Source organism: Haloarcula sp. K1, from assembly GCF_001647155.1.
Lineage (GTDB): Archaea > Halobacteriota > Halobacteria > Halobacteriales > Haloarculaceae > Haloarcula > Haloarcula hispanica.
On record NZ_LRHL01000043.1, the window covers coordinates 652,996 to 667,774 of the forward strand.

The following is a 14,779-nucleotide window of genomic DNA, read 5'->3' on the forward strand; positions in this document are numbered from 1 at the left end:
CATTAAAGATGCGGGAGAATTCGACCAAATCTATATTTGGGTGGCCGTCACACATTGCGTATGGCGTTTAGCTTGACGGCCGAGCAGACGGCAGTCCGAGAAGCGGTGCGCGAATTCGGCGAGAACGAAATCGAGCCGCTCGGAAAGGAATGCGACAGGGAGAAGCGCTACCCGGCGGAACTGATGGAGCAGGCGGCACAGTACGACCTCATCGCGCCGGAAGTCCCCGAGAAGTACGGCGGCGCGGGGATGGACAGCCTCACTGGCGTCGTCGTCACCGAGGAACTCTGGCGTGCCGACCCGGGTATCGGGAGCGCCATCGGCTCCCGTGGCTTCGGGGCGAGCATGATTCAGAAGTACGGCGACGAGTGGATGAAAGAGACGTGGCTGCCGCGCATCACCAGCGGCGAGTCGGCGTGTGCCAGCGCTATCAGCGAACCCGCCCACGGCTCGAACGTGGCCGGTATCGAGACCTACGCCGAACGCGACAGCGACGGCTGGGTCCTTAACGGCAATAAGATGTGGATTACGAACGGAACTGTCGCCGACGTGATGGTCGTGATGGCCAAGACTGACCCCGACGCCGGCCACGAGGGCATCAGCGCGTTCCTCGTGCCGACGGACACCGACGGCCTGCAGGCCGAGAAAATCGACAACAAGCTCGGCATCCGCGCGTCGGATCTGGCCGAAATCATCATCGACGACGTTCGCGTGCCCGAGGAGAACCTCATCGGAGAAGCGGGCGCTGGCTTCTACCAACTGATGGACTTCTTCGCGAGCGGGCGGGCAAACGTAGCCGCGCAGGCCGTCGGCACTGCACAGGCCGCCATCGACGACTCTATCGAGTACGCGAACGAGCGCGAGCAGTTCGGCCAGCCGATCAGCGAGTTCCAGGCCATCGAACACAAGGTTGCGGAGATGGCCACCAACGTCGAGGCTGCGCGGTCGCTTACCTATCGTGCCGCCAGCGCCATCGATTCGGGCAACCTCGATGTGGCGACAAAGCTGGCCAGCATGGCGAAGTTGTTCGCCAGCGAACACGCCGTCGACGTGGCCGACGAGGCGATTCAGGTCCATGGCGGTGCGGGCTACGTCACCGACCACAACGTCGAGCGGTACTACCGCGACGCCCGAATCACCAAAATCTACGAGGGGACCAGCGAGATTCAGAAGAACATCATCGCCGACCGCGTGCTGTAAGACTGCACCGAGGCTGGGAGACCGCACAGTCTACCGCCGGAGCGTCAGGAACTCGGCCGAGAAGACGGCTTCGTCGGCCTGATTCAGCGCGGTGACTTCGGTCCGGACGACGCCCGTCGCAACCGGGTGGTCTCGCCGCTCCTTGTCGACGATCTCGGCCTCGACGTGAACCGTATCCCCCAGAAACACCGGCTTGATGAATCGAAGCCGGTCGATACCGTAGAACGCGACCATGTGCCGCTTTTCGGCCTCGTCACGGGCCTGCCACAGGAGGCCAGTGACGACTGAAAACACCAGCGCGCCGTGGGCGATACGCTCGCCGTACCCCGAGTCGGCCATCCGCTCGGCGTTCGTGTGGAGGTGATTGAAGTCCCCGCTGACACCGGCGAAGTTGACCACGTCGGCCTCGGTGATGGTTCGCCCCGACGTGGTGAATCCCTCGCCAACCTCGACGGTTTCGAACTCACCGGCCATCGTACCGTCCCTCGCAAGCGACTGCGGAACGACGCTTCGGTTTCTGGTCTGGTCGCCACTGCCGCGTCCGCATCTGCCGGTTCCGGGACTGCGGTCTGCTACTGTTGCTGGACATACACGTCGTCACCGTGTCCCGCGCCGGTGTTAATGGTACCGGGGTTCTCCGGTCGTTCTCACCACCACCGCAAAGATACGAAGCACCTCAGCCTGTTCTGGCTGTTCAACTATATTCAACGGAATCCCGCAGAGGGGGCTCAGGACGTAGCTTTATTGGGGATGCCCGAGATGTCAGAAGCGATGTCAAAGCCACACACGGAGCGGTTTAGCCTGAAGGGTCAGCGGGCGATTATCACGGGCGCATCGAGCGGCATCGGCCGAGCAATCGCGGAGGAGTTCGCTGCCGACGGGGCCGACGTGGTTGTCTGCTCGCGCGAGCAGGACAACGTCGGCCCCGTCGCCGACGAGATCAACGACAGCGACCGGCCCGGCGAGGCGGTCGCTATCGAATGCGACGTGACAGACCGCGAGGCCGTCGAGGCGCTGGTGGAGGCGACCGTCGACGAGTTCGGCGGGCTGGACGTGCTCGTGAACAACGCCGGCGCGAGCTTCATGGCCGGGTTCGACGACATCAGCGAGAACGGCTGGAAGACCATCGTCGACATCAACCTCCACGGGACCTACCACTGCACGCAGGCGGCCGGCGACGCGCTGGCCGACGGCGACGGCGGGGCGGTCATCAATCTCTCCAGCGTCGCCGGCGAACAGGGCGCGCCGTACATGAGCCACTACGGGGCCGCGAAGGCCGGCGTCAGCAATCTCACGTCGACGCTGTCGGCGGAGTGGGCCGACCGCGACATCCGTATCAACTGCATCGCGCCGGGCTTCGTCGCCACGCCGGGCGTCGAGTCACAGATGGGCGTCAGCGCCGACAACATCGACCGCGAGGCCGTCGAGCGCCGCATCGGCCTCTCGGAGGAAATCGCCGACATCGCGCGGTTCCTCGCCAGCCCGGCGTCGTCGTACATCGTCGGCCAGACCATCACCGCCGCCGGCGTCCCGCGGCTCGAAGAGACGCCCGACATCTGAGCGCCGGGACCAGTACCGACGGCTGGGACCGCGGTGTCACTCCCCGGCCGAGATTCCGAGCCAGTCCGGCAATTCCCGGAGGTCGTCGAGCGCGATATCCACGGCGGGTCCGTCCTCAGCCCCGTAGGCGACCGTCCACAGTCCGGCCTCCGTCCCGCCGTCCATGTCGTGCTCGTAGCGGTCACCGATCATCACGGCCTGTGCCGGTGCGACTCCGGCCTTTCCCAGCGCCGTTTCGAACATCGCGGGGTCCGGCTTGGTTCGACCGACGGCCTCCGAAGCGGTGTACGAATCCATCGCGTCCCAGACGCCGAAGGTCCGCAACAGTTCCTTGCCCTCGTCGTCGTCTACATCGCTGATGACGCCCTGATGCAGCGGCGCGTCCGCCAGCGTCCCGATGGCCGCGACGGCATCGGGGTTGGGTTCGGCCCGTTCGTCGCGGATTCTCCGGAACAGCGATTCCCACTCGGTTTCCTCGGGGCTGACTGTCAGAATCTCGTCGACTGCCAGCCGGTAGCCCTCGCGGGCCGGCCGGAACGCCGTCCCGTCACGCTCGCCGAAGTACGTTCCGAGGACCGACCGCCACTGTTCGAGGGCCGCGTCGGCAGCAGCAGTCGCCGGGTACTCCGCACACAGGCGCTCGACAAACTCGCGGTGGGCCGCCCGGACGGACTCCATCCGAAGGATGACGCCCCCGATGTCCCAGAAGACGGCCTCGACGTCTGGACTCTCGCTCACGGCAGCGGCTTGGACTGGCCCGGGTATGAAACTACCGCCGACGCTCGGTGTCGTGGTGGGGACGCCGTGATGACGTACCGGAACACGACTCCGGCAAATAAACGGCCGACCACGCGTTCGCTGTGCTCCAACACTTATGCTGTCGACGTACGAGAACGAAAGTGTGCCATGATATCGTTCACCGATTCCGAGGCCGCGACTGAACTCGCCGAGCGCGCCAGAGCGTTGATGGACGAGGTCGTCATTCCGCGGGAGCGCGAACTCGCAGGCGGGACCGCGATCTCGGACGCGACGGTTCGGGACCTCCGCGCGGCCGCGCGAGAGTACGACGTGTACGCCCCCCAAATCCCCGAGGAACACGGTGGTATGGGCTATGACTTCCGGGACGTGTTGCCGACGTTCGAGGAAGCGGGTCGAAGCCTCCTCGGCCCGATTGCGATGCGGGTGGACGCGCCCGACGAGGGGAACATGCACCTGCTGGAGATGCAAGGGACGGACCTCCAGAAATCGGAGTACCTCGACCCGCTCGTCGAGGGCGAGATACAGTCCGGCTTCGCGATGACGGAGCCGATGCAGGGCGCGGGCTCGGACCCGAAGATGATACGCACCACGGCGCAGAAGGATGGCGACGAGTGGGTCATCGACGGCCACAAGTGGTGGACGACCGGTGGCGTCGACGCCGACATCCTGCTCGTCTTTGCCCGGACGGACGAGGACGTGCACCCGTATGAAGGGTGTTCGGTGTTCATCGTCCCGGCCGACGCCGACAGCGTGGACATCGTTCGGAACGTCCCGCACATGGGCAGCCAGGGCGACCCGAAGGGCCACGCCGAAATCGAGTTCAACGGCGTTCGCGTCCCCGAGGAGCACCTGCTGGGCGAGGAAGGCAACGGCTTCCAGCACGTCCAGCAACGCCTCGGCCCGGCGCGACTCACCCACTGTATGCGCTTCTCGGGGATGGCCGAGCGGGCGCTGTCCATCGCCAAGGCCTACACCACCGAACGGCAGGCCTTCGGCGACTCCGTGGCCGACAAACAGCACGTCCGCTTTGAAATCGCCGAACAGGAGACACAGATTCAGGCCGCGCGGGCGCTGGTCCGGGCCGCCGCGGACGCCATCTCCGCCGGGCAGGAGGCCCGCGTCGAGGTGTCGATGAGCAAGGTGTTCGCCGCCCGGGCGACACAGGACGCCATCGACACCGCGGTCCAGTTCTGTGGCGGCAACGGCATCGGCCGGGACCTCCCGCTGGCGGACTTCTACGAACTGGTCAGGACGTTCCGCATCGTCGACGGGGCCGACGAGGTTCACCTGCGTACCATCGCCCGCGAGGCGTTCGAGGACGTGGACAGCGAGGAACTGGAGCCAGTCCGTCGCTACCGGGAGTAGAACGCGGGCCGCCAGCGGAACGGGTCGCTATTGCCCCTCGAACTCCGGTTCGCGGTCGGCCGCAAAGGCCGCCGTCCCTTCCGCTACGTCGTCAGTGGTCAACAGGAGCGCAAAGGCCTGGCTCTCCATTTCGAGGCCGGCGTCGAGACTCTCGTCGGCCCCCTCGTTCATCACGCGCTTGGCTTTGCGGAGGGCAATCGGCGGCCCGGAGACGAGGTCCTCGACGAACTCCCCAACCACGCTGTCGAACTCGTCGGCGTCGACGGCCCGGTTGATGAGCCCCCAGTCGGCCGCCCGCTCGGCGGAGACGTGCTCGCCGCGGAAGACCAGTTCCTTCGCTCGGGCGTCGGTCAACATCCGAATCGCGCGCTGGGTCCCGCCGCCCCCGGGCAGCAGGCCGAGCGTGATTTCGGGGAAGCCGAACTCCGAGTCGGTCGTCGCCAGCCGGAGGTCACAGGCGAGGGCAAGCTCCAGGCCCGCCCCGAGACAGTAGCCGTCGATGCGCGCCAACGTCGGCCGCGGGTACTCGGCGACGGTCGTGAACACTTCCGTCGGTTCCGAAGTCTGTGCGGGGTCACGGTCCGCGAAGCCGGAGATGTCGGCCCCGGCGGAGAAGGCGCGGTCGCCGGCCCCTTCGAACACGACGGCTCGGACTTCGTCATCATCGACCGACGAGAGCAGGTCGACGACCTCGTCGGAGAGCGTTTCGCTGATGGCGTTCATCCGCGATGGCCGGTCGAGTTCCACTTCCAGCAGGCCATCGTCGTCGAGTTCCCAGTTGATGGTGTGGTAGTCACCCGGGCCGTCGCCGGTGTCGTACTCGTGGAAGCCCCGGCCTGCTTCCTTGCCGGTGTGGCCGGCCTCGACGAGTTCGACGAGGTAGTCGGCCGGCTCGTAGCGGTCGTCGCCGTGTTCGTCGTGGAGCGTCCGGAGCTTGTCGAGGACGGTGTCGAGACCGATGTCGTCGGCCCGTCGGCAGGTCCCTTCGGGGAAGCCCGCGCCGAGTTGCATCCCCGTGTCGATGGCTTCCGGCGTCGCCACGTTGTCGCCGACGAGCTTCGCGGCCTCGTTTGCCATCACCGACTCGACGCGGAGATGGTCAAAGCCGTCGGCGTCCTCTGGACCGTAGTCCGGCCCGTCGCCGTCGTCGTATTCGTAGTACCCTTCGCCGGTCTTGCGGCCGAGGGTCTCGTTCTCGACCTTCTCTTCCATGAGTGGCGGAATCGGCGTCCCGGCCTCCTTCCGGACGTGGTAACCGATGTCGATGCCGGTCAGGTCGCCGAGTTCGAACGGCCCCATCGGGTAGCCCCGCTCGTGGACCATCGCGGCGTCGGCCTGGCGGATGGTCGCCTCGCCCGCCGAGACCATCCAGGCCGGCTCGCTCATGAACGGCCCGAGGACGGAGTTGACGACGAACCCGCGCACGTCCTTGCGGACGTAAATCGGCGTCTTGCCGATGGACTCGACGAATTCGTAGCCGGCCTCGGCCGTCTCGTCGGTCGTCGCCTCGCCGTAGATGACCTCGACGAGGTCCATCTTCACCGGCGGATTGAAGAAGTGCAGACCCAGCACCGATTCCGGCCGCTCCGTCGCCTGGGCGATTTTCGTAATCGAGAGCGAGGAGCTGTTGGTCGCCAGCAGGGCGTCCTCCGGCGCGGCGGCGTCGACGGACTCGAAGATGTCCTGCTTCACCGAGAGCTGTTCCGGCCCGGCCTCAATGACCAGGTCCGCGTCGCTGACCGCCGCCTCCAGATCGGTCGTCGTCGCGACCCGCGCCGCCACGTCGTCGGGGTCCTCGTCGAGTCGCCCCTTCTCGGCGAGCTTTTCGAGCGACCACTCGATTTCGTCGTAGCCGTCTTCGACGATGTCTGCATCGATGTCACGCAACACGACGTCGTAGCCGGCGATAGCCGTGACCTCGGCGATACCGTGACCCATTGTTCCCGCACCGAGCACTGCAACTGTCGCTATCTCTGTCTGCTCTGCTCGCATACGCGTAGTGTCTACTGCAACACATATCAATCATCCCCCTAGCAGCAATCGTGGCTGGTGGTGTTGGTCACGGTGTCATCAGCCAGTCGGGGCTTTCTGGCTGTTTCAATCCACTTCAGAAAAACCGTCCACTCGCCCGGCAGATAATCTCAATCGTCTATCTTCGTTTTCAGAGCGGTTCGTCGCCCTCGATAATCCGAATCGCGCGGTCGGCCAGCGCCGGGACGCGGTTCTCCATCAGGGGATAGAACGGGTCGTCGGCGTTGCCTTCCAGATAGCGGCGGTAGAACATCTCGCCGAGAGCGGCGAGCTTGTACACGGCGAGCGTGCGGTAGAACCGCTCGTGTTCGAACGTCAGGCCGGTCTGGGCTTCCCAGCGGTCGACCAGGTCTTGCCGGGTCAGATACCCCGGCGCTTCGATGAACTCCATCGCGAGGTCGGGAATCTCCGGCTTCGGGTCCTTGGCGTCGCGCCAGTACGAGAGCAGCCAGCCGAGGTCTGCCCGTGGGTCGCCCAGTGTCGCCATCTCCCAGTCGAAGACAGCGGCGAGTTCGGGGTCAGCACCAGGGCCGAACATCACGTTGTCGAGTTTGTAATCGCCGTGAACCAGCGTCTCCGGATGGTCGTCGGGGCACTCGTCCTGTAGCCACGAGCCGACCCGCTCCAGTTCAGGGATGGTTCGGGATTCGGCCGTCCGCTCGAACGCCCACGCCAGTTGTTTCCCCCAGCGCGTGACCTGGCGCTTCGCATACCCTCTTGCACGGCCGAGGTCGGACAGGCCGACGGATTCGGGGTCTACTTCGTGGATGGCCGCGAGGGTGTCCACCAGTTCGGTGCCGACGGCCTCTCGGGCATCGTCGTTCGTGAAGCGTTCCGGCTCTTCGTCTCGGATGACGGTCCCCTCGACGCGGGCCATGACGTAGAAATCGCTCCCGATGACCTCGTGGTCATCGCAGGCTGTCACCGTCGGCGGGACCGGCACGGCTGTGTCCTGTAGCGCGTCGATGACGCGATACTCCCGCAACACGTCGTGGGCCGTCTCGGCGGTCTGGCCCGGCGGGGGCCGCCTGACGACCAGTTCCCGGTCGCCCCAGGTAACAAACAGCGTTTCGTTGGAGTGGCCTTGCTCGTGGCGCGCAACGTCGAACGTCTCGACCGGTCCTATTTCCCTCGTGAAAAACGATTCGAGGGCGTCCTCGTCGACCAGCCGTTGGTAGTAGTCGCTGCTGCGTTCCGTCATGGCACCTGCTTCACCCCCCTGTTATGAAAAACTGCGGGTCGTGTCACCGTCCGACGAACTCCGGTCGGCGGTCGGTCAGGAACGCCTCGACCCCTTCCTCGTGGTCGGCCGTCTCGAAGACGATACCTTGCGCCGTCGCCTCGTCACGCTGGGCGCGGTCGAAGGACTTCTCCAGCCCGTCCTGAAGCAGTCGTTTCGAGTGCCGGAGGGCAACGGTCGGCCCATTGGCGATACGGCCGACGGTCGCCTCGACTTCGGACTCGAACGCCGCGGCATCGTAGACGTGGTTGAACAGGCCCAGTTCTTGGGCGCGCTCGGCGTCCAGAATCTCGCCGGTGAACACCAGCTCCTTTGCGACGTTCGTCCCAACGACTCGCGGGAGCAGATACGATGTGCCGGCATCGACGCTGAGGCCGACCTGCCGGAACACGAAGCCGATGCTGGCCGACTCGCTCGCCAGTTGGATGTCACAGGCGATAGCGAGGTTCGCGCCGGCCCCGACGGCCGACCCGTCGACCTTTGCGACGGTCGGGACCGGCAGTGCGACGACCCTGGCGATGGTGTCGCGGGTCCGACGAGCCAGTTCGCTGACGGCGTCGTCGGTCGGGTCGTCGTTCGTGAGCCGCTCGCTCATTCCCTCGATGTCGCCGCCGGCCGAGAACGACTCGCCGGTGCCCTCGATGACGACACACCGAACATCGGACGCAGTCTCGATGGTATCGAGGTGGCGCTCCAAGGCGTCGTACACGGGCTGTGTGAGTGCGTTCCGCGTTTCCGGTTCGTTCAGCGTCAGCGTGGCGATGCCGTCGGTGATGGAGAGCAGTACGGACTCGCTCACTGGATATCACTCCGTTGTCGCTGCATGGGGTCGCTTCACATGGTTCCGGTATAAATTTACCGCTGGTTCACAGTTTCAGACAGCGCTGGCCACGAACTGTGGGTGGCACGTCAAGGGTTACCACAGCGAGCAGGGCTAGTTTTAACATATCGGTGTGTGTTGACACGGAGTATGCCAGGTGGTGCACCACTCAACCTCCGGTCATTCCTGTGGCGTGGCGAAAACGTGTTCCCCGACAGCGAGATCGTCTCGCGGACACACCAGGGGATTCACCGATACACAATAGCGGAGTACGCCGAGCGCGTGCGGAAACTGGCCTCAGCGCTCGAACAGGCGGGCATCGAACGCGGCGACAGAGTCGGGACCTTCGCCTGGAACAACCACTGGCATCAGGAGGCCTACTACGGCGTCGCCTGCATGGGTGCGCAGGTACACATGATTAACCTCCTCCTCCCCGACGAGCACATCCAGCACATCGTGGCCGACGCCGAGGACGAGATCCTCATCGTCGACCCCGTCATGCTGGAGAAGCTCGAAGCGGCGTACGACGAGGAGGCGTTCGCCTCCGTCGAGCAGTACATCGTGATGGGAGAGCAGGTACCGGAGACGTCGCTGGGGCCAGTCGTCGACTACGAATCGTTCATCGCCGACGGCGACCCGGACTACTCCTTCCCGCAACTGCCCGAGGACCAGCCCGCGGGGATGTGCTACACGTCCGGGACAACAGGCAAGCCCAAAGGCGTCGAGTACACCCAGAAGATGTACTGGACACAGGTCATGTCGCTGATGACCAGCGAGGTCGGCATCAAGACCGACGACGTGGAACTGACGTACGTTCCGATGTTCCACGTCAGCGGCTGGTGTCGCCCGTTCACGACTATCGCCGCCGGAGCCAAGACGGTCCTCCCCGGGCCAAACCCGTCGGCCGAGGACCTGGCGAGGCTCATCGAGGAAGAGGACGTGACCGTCTCGGCAGCGGTCCCGACCGTCTTCATGGACCTGCTGGAGTACGCCCGCGAGAGCGACGTGGACTTCTCGTCGGTTCGGTACTTCACCAGCGGCGGGTCCGCGACGCCGCGGTCACTGATGGAGGATTACAAGCAGGAGTTCGACGTGGACCTCATCTCCGGCTACGGTATGACCGAAACGTCGCCGGTCACCCACGCCTACGAGCCAAAGCCCGGGCTGGCGGACCTTCCGGAGGAGGAGCTGTTCGACCTGCGGAGCCACTCCGCGGGGCTTCCGATTGCCGGCCTGGAGTTCAAAGTCGTCAACACCGACGGCGAGGAAGTGCCCTGGGACGGCGAGTCGCTGGGCGAACTCTGGATGCGCGGCCCGTGGGTCACACAGGAGTACTACAACGCCCCCGACGCGACCGAACAGGCTGTCACCGACGACGGCTGGTTCAAGACCGGTGACATTGTCCGGGTGAGTCCGGAGGGGTACGTTGACGTAGTCGACCGGATGGACGACCTCGTCAAGAGCGGCGGCGAGTGGATAGCAAGCGTCGAGGTCGAAAACGCCGTCATGGGTCACGACGAGGTCGTCGAAGCCGCAGTTGTCCCGGTCCCCCACGAGCGGTGGGACGAGCGCCCCGCCGCGTTCGTCGTCACACGCGACGCTGTGTCCGACGAAGCCGCGCTGCGCCAGGAGATCAAAGACCTCGTCGCCGAGTCGTACCCGTCGTGGTGGGTCCCCGACGCCATCCGTCTGGTCGACGGGATTCCCAAGGGCGCGACCGGCAAGTTCTCCAAGCAGACGCTCCGTGACGAGTACGTCGACGAGTCGGTCATCGAAACTGTCGCCGAGAACGCCCCGGCGACGTAACCCGACTGAAGCGCGGCGGGGCATTCCGGCTGTCAAAATAGTATCGGCGGCGGCCTCGGTCGCGAGCAGCTATCGCTGCCGAATCAGCCACCTCATGTCCAATGGCGGATAAGTATTTATGCTAGCCCCGCTCACCTTGTGGTATGCGAGCAGCTGTCATTGAGGAGCACGGCGAACCGCTCACGATTCAGGACGTGCCCTATCCGGAGCCCCAGCCGGATCAGGTCGTCATCGAGACAGAAGCCTGCGGGGTCTGCCGGAGTGACTGGCACGCCTGGCAGGGGGACTGGGAGTGGTTCGGCATCCAGACCGGGCCCGGGCAGATTCTGGGCCACGAGCCGGCCGGCGTCGTCGCCGACGTGGGTGCAGACGTCGAACAGTTCTCCGAGGGGGACCGCGTTACGGTCCCGTTCCACCTCGGCGACGGGTCGTGCCAGTACTGCCAGCGCGGGCACGCTAATATCTGCGAGACATCGATGCCGCTCGGATTCCTCGACGCCGCACCGGGGGCGTTCGCCGAGGCGTTCCCCGTCCGCGAAGCCGATTTCAACTGCGTCACGCTGCCGGATGCCGTCGACTTCACCGAGATGGCCGGGCTCGGCTGCCGGTTCATGACGGCGTACCACGCGCTGACCGACCGGGCGGACCTCAGGCCGGGCGACGCCGTCGCGATTCACGGCTGTGGCGGCGTCGGGCTTTCGGCGGTCCACATCGCCGACGCGCTGGGGGCCGAACCGATTGCGGTCGACGTACAGGAGGGCAAACTCGACCGAGCGCGGGACCTCGGCGCGGCGGCGACAATCAACGCCGCCGAGGCGGACAACGTCCCCGGCGAGGTCCATGCAGTCACGGACGGCGGGGCCGACGTGGCAATCGACGCGCTGGGCATCGCCGAGACGTGTCGCAACGCTGTCGAGTCACTGGACAAGCAGGGCACCCACGTTCAGGTCGGCCTCACGACTGACGAGGAGGCCGGCGAAATCTCTCTCCCAGTGGATACGATGACCCTGCAGGAAATCGACTTCCACGGCTCCTACGGGATGCCGCCGGTTCGCTACGACGAGCTGTTCAGACTGATTGACGCCGGGACGCTCGACCCGTCGAAGATTGTCGGGGAGACGCTCGCGCTCGAAGACGTGCCGGCCACCCTCTCGTCGATGGGCGAGTACGAGACGGTCGGTATCCCCGTCATCGACGAGTTCTAAGCCGGTTCGGGGCCAGCGTTGATTTCTGCGACGCCGCTGACAGAGCTACCGACAGCTCAGAGCAGCTGGTAGTCGCGCTCTTCGTGCTGGACGGAGATCCACTTGGTCTCGGTCAGTTCGTCCATGATCCACTCGCCGTTGTACCGGCCGAGGCCGGAGTTTTTCATCCCGCCGAACGGGGCGTTGGGTTCGTCCTGAATCGGGTGGTCGTTGACGTGGACCATCCCGGCGTCGATCTGGTCGGCGATGGAACGACCGTGTTCGACATCACCGCTGTAGACGCCCGCGGCGAGGCCGTACTCGGTGTCGTTGGCGAGTTCGACAGCTTCCTCGTCGGACTCGAACGGGATGACCGGAGCGACGGGGCCGAAGTGCTCGTTACAGGCCGCGGACATATCGTTGGTACACCCCGAGAGGACGGTCGGTTCGAGGAACAGGTCCTCGACCTCGCCGCCCGTTTCCAGCGTCGCGCCGGCATCGACAGTCTGTTCGATGAACGAGGTAAGCTGGTCGACCTGACTCTCGTTGATGATCGGGCCGAACTCCACGTCCTCGTCCAGCGGGTTCCCGATAGTCAGTGACTCCGCGTGTTCGACGAGCTTCTCGACGTACTCATCGTAGACATCCTCGTGGACGAGGTGGCGGTTAATCGAGATACACACCTGTCCCTGATGGCCGAACGCGCCGACAGAGCCGGCCTTGGCGGCTGCCTCGATGTCGGCGTCCTCGGTGACGACGAACGGTCCGTTCCCACCGAGTTCAAGCGCCGGGAGCGCGAGCGCGTCCCCGGCCTGACTGGCCACAGACCTGCCGACTGCCGTCGACCCGGTGAACGACATCACGCGGGCGGTCGGATGGCCGGCCATCCGGTCGCCGATGTCGGAGCCGTGGCCCGTGACGACGTTGACGACGCCGTCCGGGAGACCGGCTTCCTCGGCAATGTCGGCCAGCAGGAGCCCGCCGGTAATCGGCGTGTCCGTCGCGGGCTTGATGACGACGGTGTTCCCCAGTGCGAGCGCGGGACCGAGCGCCCGCGTCGTGAGGTGTAGCGGGAAGTTCCACGGCGAAATAATCCCGACGACGCCAGCGGGCTCGCGGACGATGTGATGGTCCTTATCTTCGTGATACATCGAATCGCGGACCTCTTCCTCCGGCGGGACCATTTCCAGTGCGCTCTGGAAGTCCGCCATGGCGAAGTTGGCCTCGGCAGTCGCTTTGGCCTGAACACTGCCCGACTCCGTCGCGAGCAGTTCGACGATCTCGTCGAGTCGTTCCTGCATTACCCCGATCATCGCCTGAACGTACTCGTTGCGTTCCTCGCGCGACAGCGCCGCCCAGTCGGACTGGGCCGCTTCGGCGGCCTGATAGGCGTCGTTGACGTCCCCCTCTGTCCCGGCGGGCACCGCCGCGATTTCCTCGCCCGTCGCGGGGTTAGTCACCGGAATCGTATCAGACGCTCCGGCGTCGCGCCACTCGCCGTCGATGTACAGTTGGCTCCACGCCGTCTGGCTATCTGGTTGTGACATTCCATGCTGTCGACAGCGCTACGGACTTTTAGCACTTTGGCAGCAGGCAAACGCTTAATTGAACCCCGGCCACAGATCCTATATGATCGATTACCTCGGTCTCGAAGGCGACCTCGGCGAGGAAGAGCGGATGGTCCGTGACACGGCCCGGGACTTCGTCGAGAACGAAGTCAAACCGGACGTCGGCCAGCACTGGATCGACGGGACGTTCCCGACGGACCTCATCACCGAGATGGGTGAACTCGGGTTCTACGCACCGAACCTCGACGGGTACGGGTTGCCTGGACTCAGCGAGACAGCCTACGGCCTCTTGTTACAGGAACTGGAGGCCGGCGACAGCGGCCTGCGCTCGATGGCCAGCGTTCAGGGTGCGCTCGTCATGTACCCGATTCACGCCTACGGCAGCGATGCCCAGAAGGAGGAGTGGTTGCCGGCGCTCGGCAGCGGCGAGCGGGTGGGCTGTTTCGGTCTGACCGAGCCCGAACACGGGTCGAACCCGTCGGCGATGGAGACGACGGCCGAGCGCGACGCCGACGGCTACGTCCTGAACGGCTCGAAGACATGGATTACGAACGCGCCCATCAGCGACCTCGCAGTGGTCTGGGCAAAAGTCACGTCCGCCGACGGCGACCCCGTGCGGGGCTTCCTCGTCGAGACTGACCGCGACGGCGTGACGACGAACAAGATCGACGAGAAGCTCTCGCTGCGCGCGTCAATTACGGGCGAGATCAGCCTCCAGAACGCCCGCGTCCCCGAGGAGAACGTTTTGCCGGGCGTCGAGGGCATGAAGGGGCCGCTGTCCTGTCTCACGCAGGCCCGCTACGGCATCGCCTGGGGGACGGTCGGGGCCGCGATGGACTGTTTCGAGACCGCCCACGAGTACGCCACTGACCGCGAGCAGTTCGGGAAGCCCATCGCCGGCTACCAGCTCCAGCAGGAGAAGCTCGCGGAGATGGCGACCCAGATATCGCTGGGCCAGTTGCTCGCCCACCGGCTCGCCGACCTGAAGGAACGCGGTGACCTCCGCCCGGAACAGGTGTCGATGGCCAAGCGCAACAACGCGCGGATGGCCCGCGAGCAGTCACGGGTGGCCCGCGAGATGCTCGGCGGCAACGGCATCACGGCTGATTACTCCCCGATGCGGCACCTGACGAACCTCGAAACCGTCTACACCTACGAGGGGACGCACGACATCCACTCGCTCATCCTCGGACACGATCTGACCGGCATTCCGGCGTTCGAGTAGGGCGGCCGTCGAATCTCTTCC

12 protein-coding genes are annotated in these 14,779 nt (G+C 65.3%); 6 read left to right on the plus strand and 6 right to left on the minus strand.

Annotation, left to right across the window (positions count from 1 at the left end; genetic code table 11):
• Window positions 1–60: 60 nt before the first annotated feature.
• The gene (locus AV929_RS16890) at window positions 61–1,200 is read left to right on the plus strand and encodes an acyl-CoA dehydrogenase family protein (RefSeq protein WP_064288798.1); all 1,140 of its coding nucleotides are present in this window, start codon (window positions 61–63) and stop codon (window positions 1,198–1,200) included.
• Window positions 1,201–1,230: 30 nt separating this feature from the next.
• Here AV929_RS16890 and AV929_RS16895 read toward each other — a convergent pair whose 3' ends face one another.
• Entirely contained in the window at window positions 1,231–1,674 is a 444-nt protein-coding gene (locus AV929_RS16895; protein WP_064288799.1) for a MaoC/PaaZ C-terminal domain-containing protein, read from the minus strand.
• A gap of 276 nt (window positions 1,675–1,950) precedes the next feature.
• Here AV929_RS16895 and AV929_RS16900 point away from each other — a divergent pair, with 276 nt between their 5' ends.
• On the plus strand, window positions 1,951–2,760 hold the full coding sequence (locus AV929_RS16900; protein WP_044952010.1) for an SDR family NAD(P)-dependent oxidoreductase: 810 nt from the start codon (window positions 1,951–1,953) through the stop codon (window positions 2,758–2,760).
• A gap of 36 nt (window positions 2,761–2,796) precedes the next feature.
• Here AV929_RS16900 and AV929_RS16905 read toward each other — a convergent pair whose 3' ends face one another.
• The gene (locus AV929_RS16905) at window positions 2,797–3,498 is read right to left on the minus strand and encodes an HAD family hydrolase (protein ID WP_064288800.1); all 702 of its coding nucleotides are present in this window, start codon (window positions 3,496–3,498) and stop codon (window positions 2,797–2,799) included.
• Window positions 3,499–3,666: 168 nt separating this feature from the next.
• Here AV929_RS16905 and AV929_RS16910 point away from each other — a divergent pair, with 168 nt between their 5' ends.
• Window positions 3,667–4,884, plus strand: a complete 1,218-nt coding sequence (locus tag AV929_RS16910) for an acyl-CoA dehydrogenase family protein (protein WP_064288801.1) — start codon at window positions 3,667–3,669, stop codon at window positions 4,882–4,884.
• A 27-nt stretch (window positions 4,885–4,911) separates the two neighbouring features.
• Here the strand turns inward: AV929_RS16910 and AV929_RS16915 are convergent, their stop codons facing one another.
• The 3 genes from AV929_RS16915 to AV929_RS16925 form a co-directional block, all read right to left on the minus strand.
• Window positions 4,912–6,876 (minus strand): 3-hydroxyacyl-CoA dehydrogenase/enoyl-CoA hydratase family protein, encoded by a 1,965-nt coding sequence (locus AV929_RS16915; RefSeq protein ID WP_064288802.1) that lies wholly within the window; start codon window positions 6,874–6,876, stop codon window positions 4,912–4,914.
• A 169-nt stretch (window positions 6,877–7,045) separates the two neighbouring features.
• Entirely contained in the window at window positions 7,046–8,116 is a 1,071-nt protein-coding gene (locus AV929_RS16920; RefSeq protein WP_064288803.1) for a phosphotransferase family protein, read from the minus strand.
• A gap of 43 nt (window positions 8,117–8,159) precedes the next feature.
• The gene (locus AV929_RS16925) at window positions 8,160–8,954 is read right to left on the minus strand and encodes an enoyl-CoA hydratase/isomerase family protein (RefSeq protein ID WP_064288804.1); all 795 of its coding nucleotides are present in this window, start codon (window positions 8,952–8,954) and stop codon (window positions 8,160–8,162) included.
• A 171-nt stretch (window positions 8,955–9,125) separates the two neighbouring features.
• Here AV929_RS16925 and AV929_RS16930 point away from each other — a divergent pair, with 171 nt between their 5' ends.
• Window positions 9,126–10,781 carry a long-chain-fatty-acid--CoA ligase gene (locus AV929_RS16930; RefSeq protein WP_050037006.1) on the plus strand — a complete coding sequence of 552 codons (1,656 nt, stop codon included), beginning with the start codon at window positions 9,126–9,128 and terminating at the stop codon, window positions 10,779–10,781.
• A gap of 143 nt (window positions 10,782–10,924) precedes the next feature.
• Window positions 10,925–11,986 (plus strand): zinc-dependent alcohol dehydrogenase family protein, encoded by a 1,062-nt coding sequence (locus AV929_RS16935; RefSeq protein WP_064288805.1) that lies wholly within the window; start codon window positions 10,925–10,927, stop codon window positions 11,984–11,986.
• 56 nt (window positions 11,987–12,042) lie between these two features.
• Here the strand turns inward: AV929_RS16935 and AV929_RS16940 are convergent, their stop codons facing one another.
• Window positions 12,043–13,512 carry an aldehyde dehydrogenase family protein gene (locus AV929_RS16940; protein WP_050007060.1) on the minus strand — a complete coding sequence of 490 codons (1,470 nt, stop codon included), beginning with the start codon at window positions 13,510–13,512 and terminating at the stop codon, window positions 12,043–12,045.
• A gap of 82 nt (window positions 13,513–13,594) precedes the next feature.
• Here AV929_RS16940 and AV929_RS16945 point away from each other — a divergent pair, with 82 nt between their 5' ends.
• Complete coding sequence (locus tag AV929_RS16945; RefSeq protein WP_064288806.1) at window positions 13,595–14,758, plus strand: acyl-CoA dehydrogenase family protein; 1,164 nt, start codon at window positions 13,595–13,597, stop codon at window positions 14,756–14,758.
• Window positions 14,759–14,779: the final 21 nt, after the last annotated feature.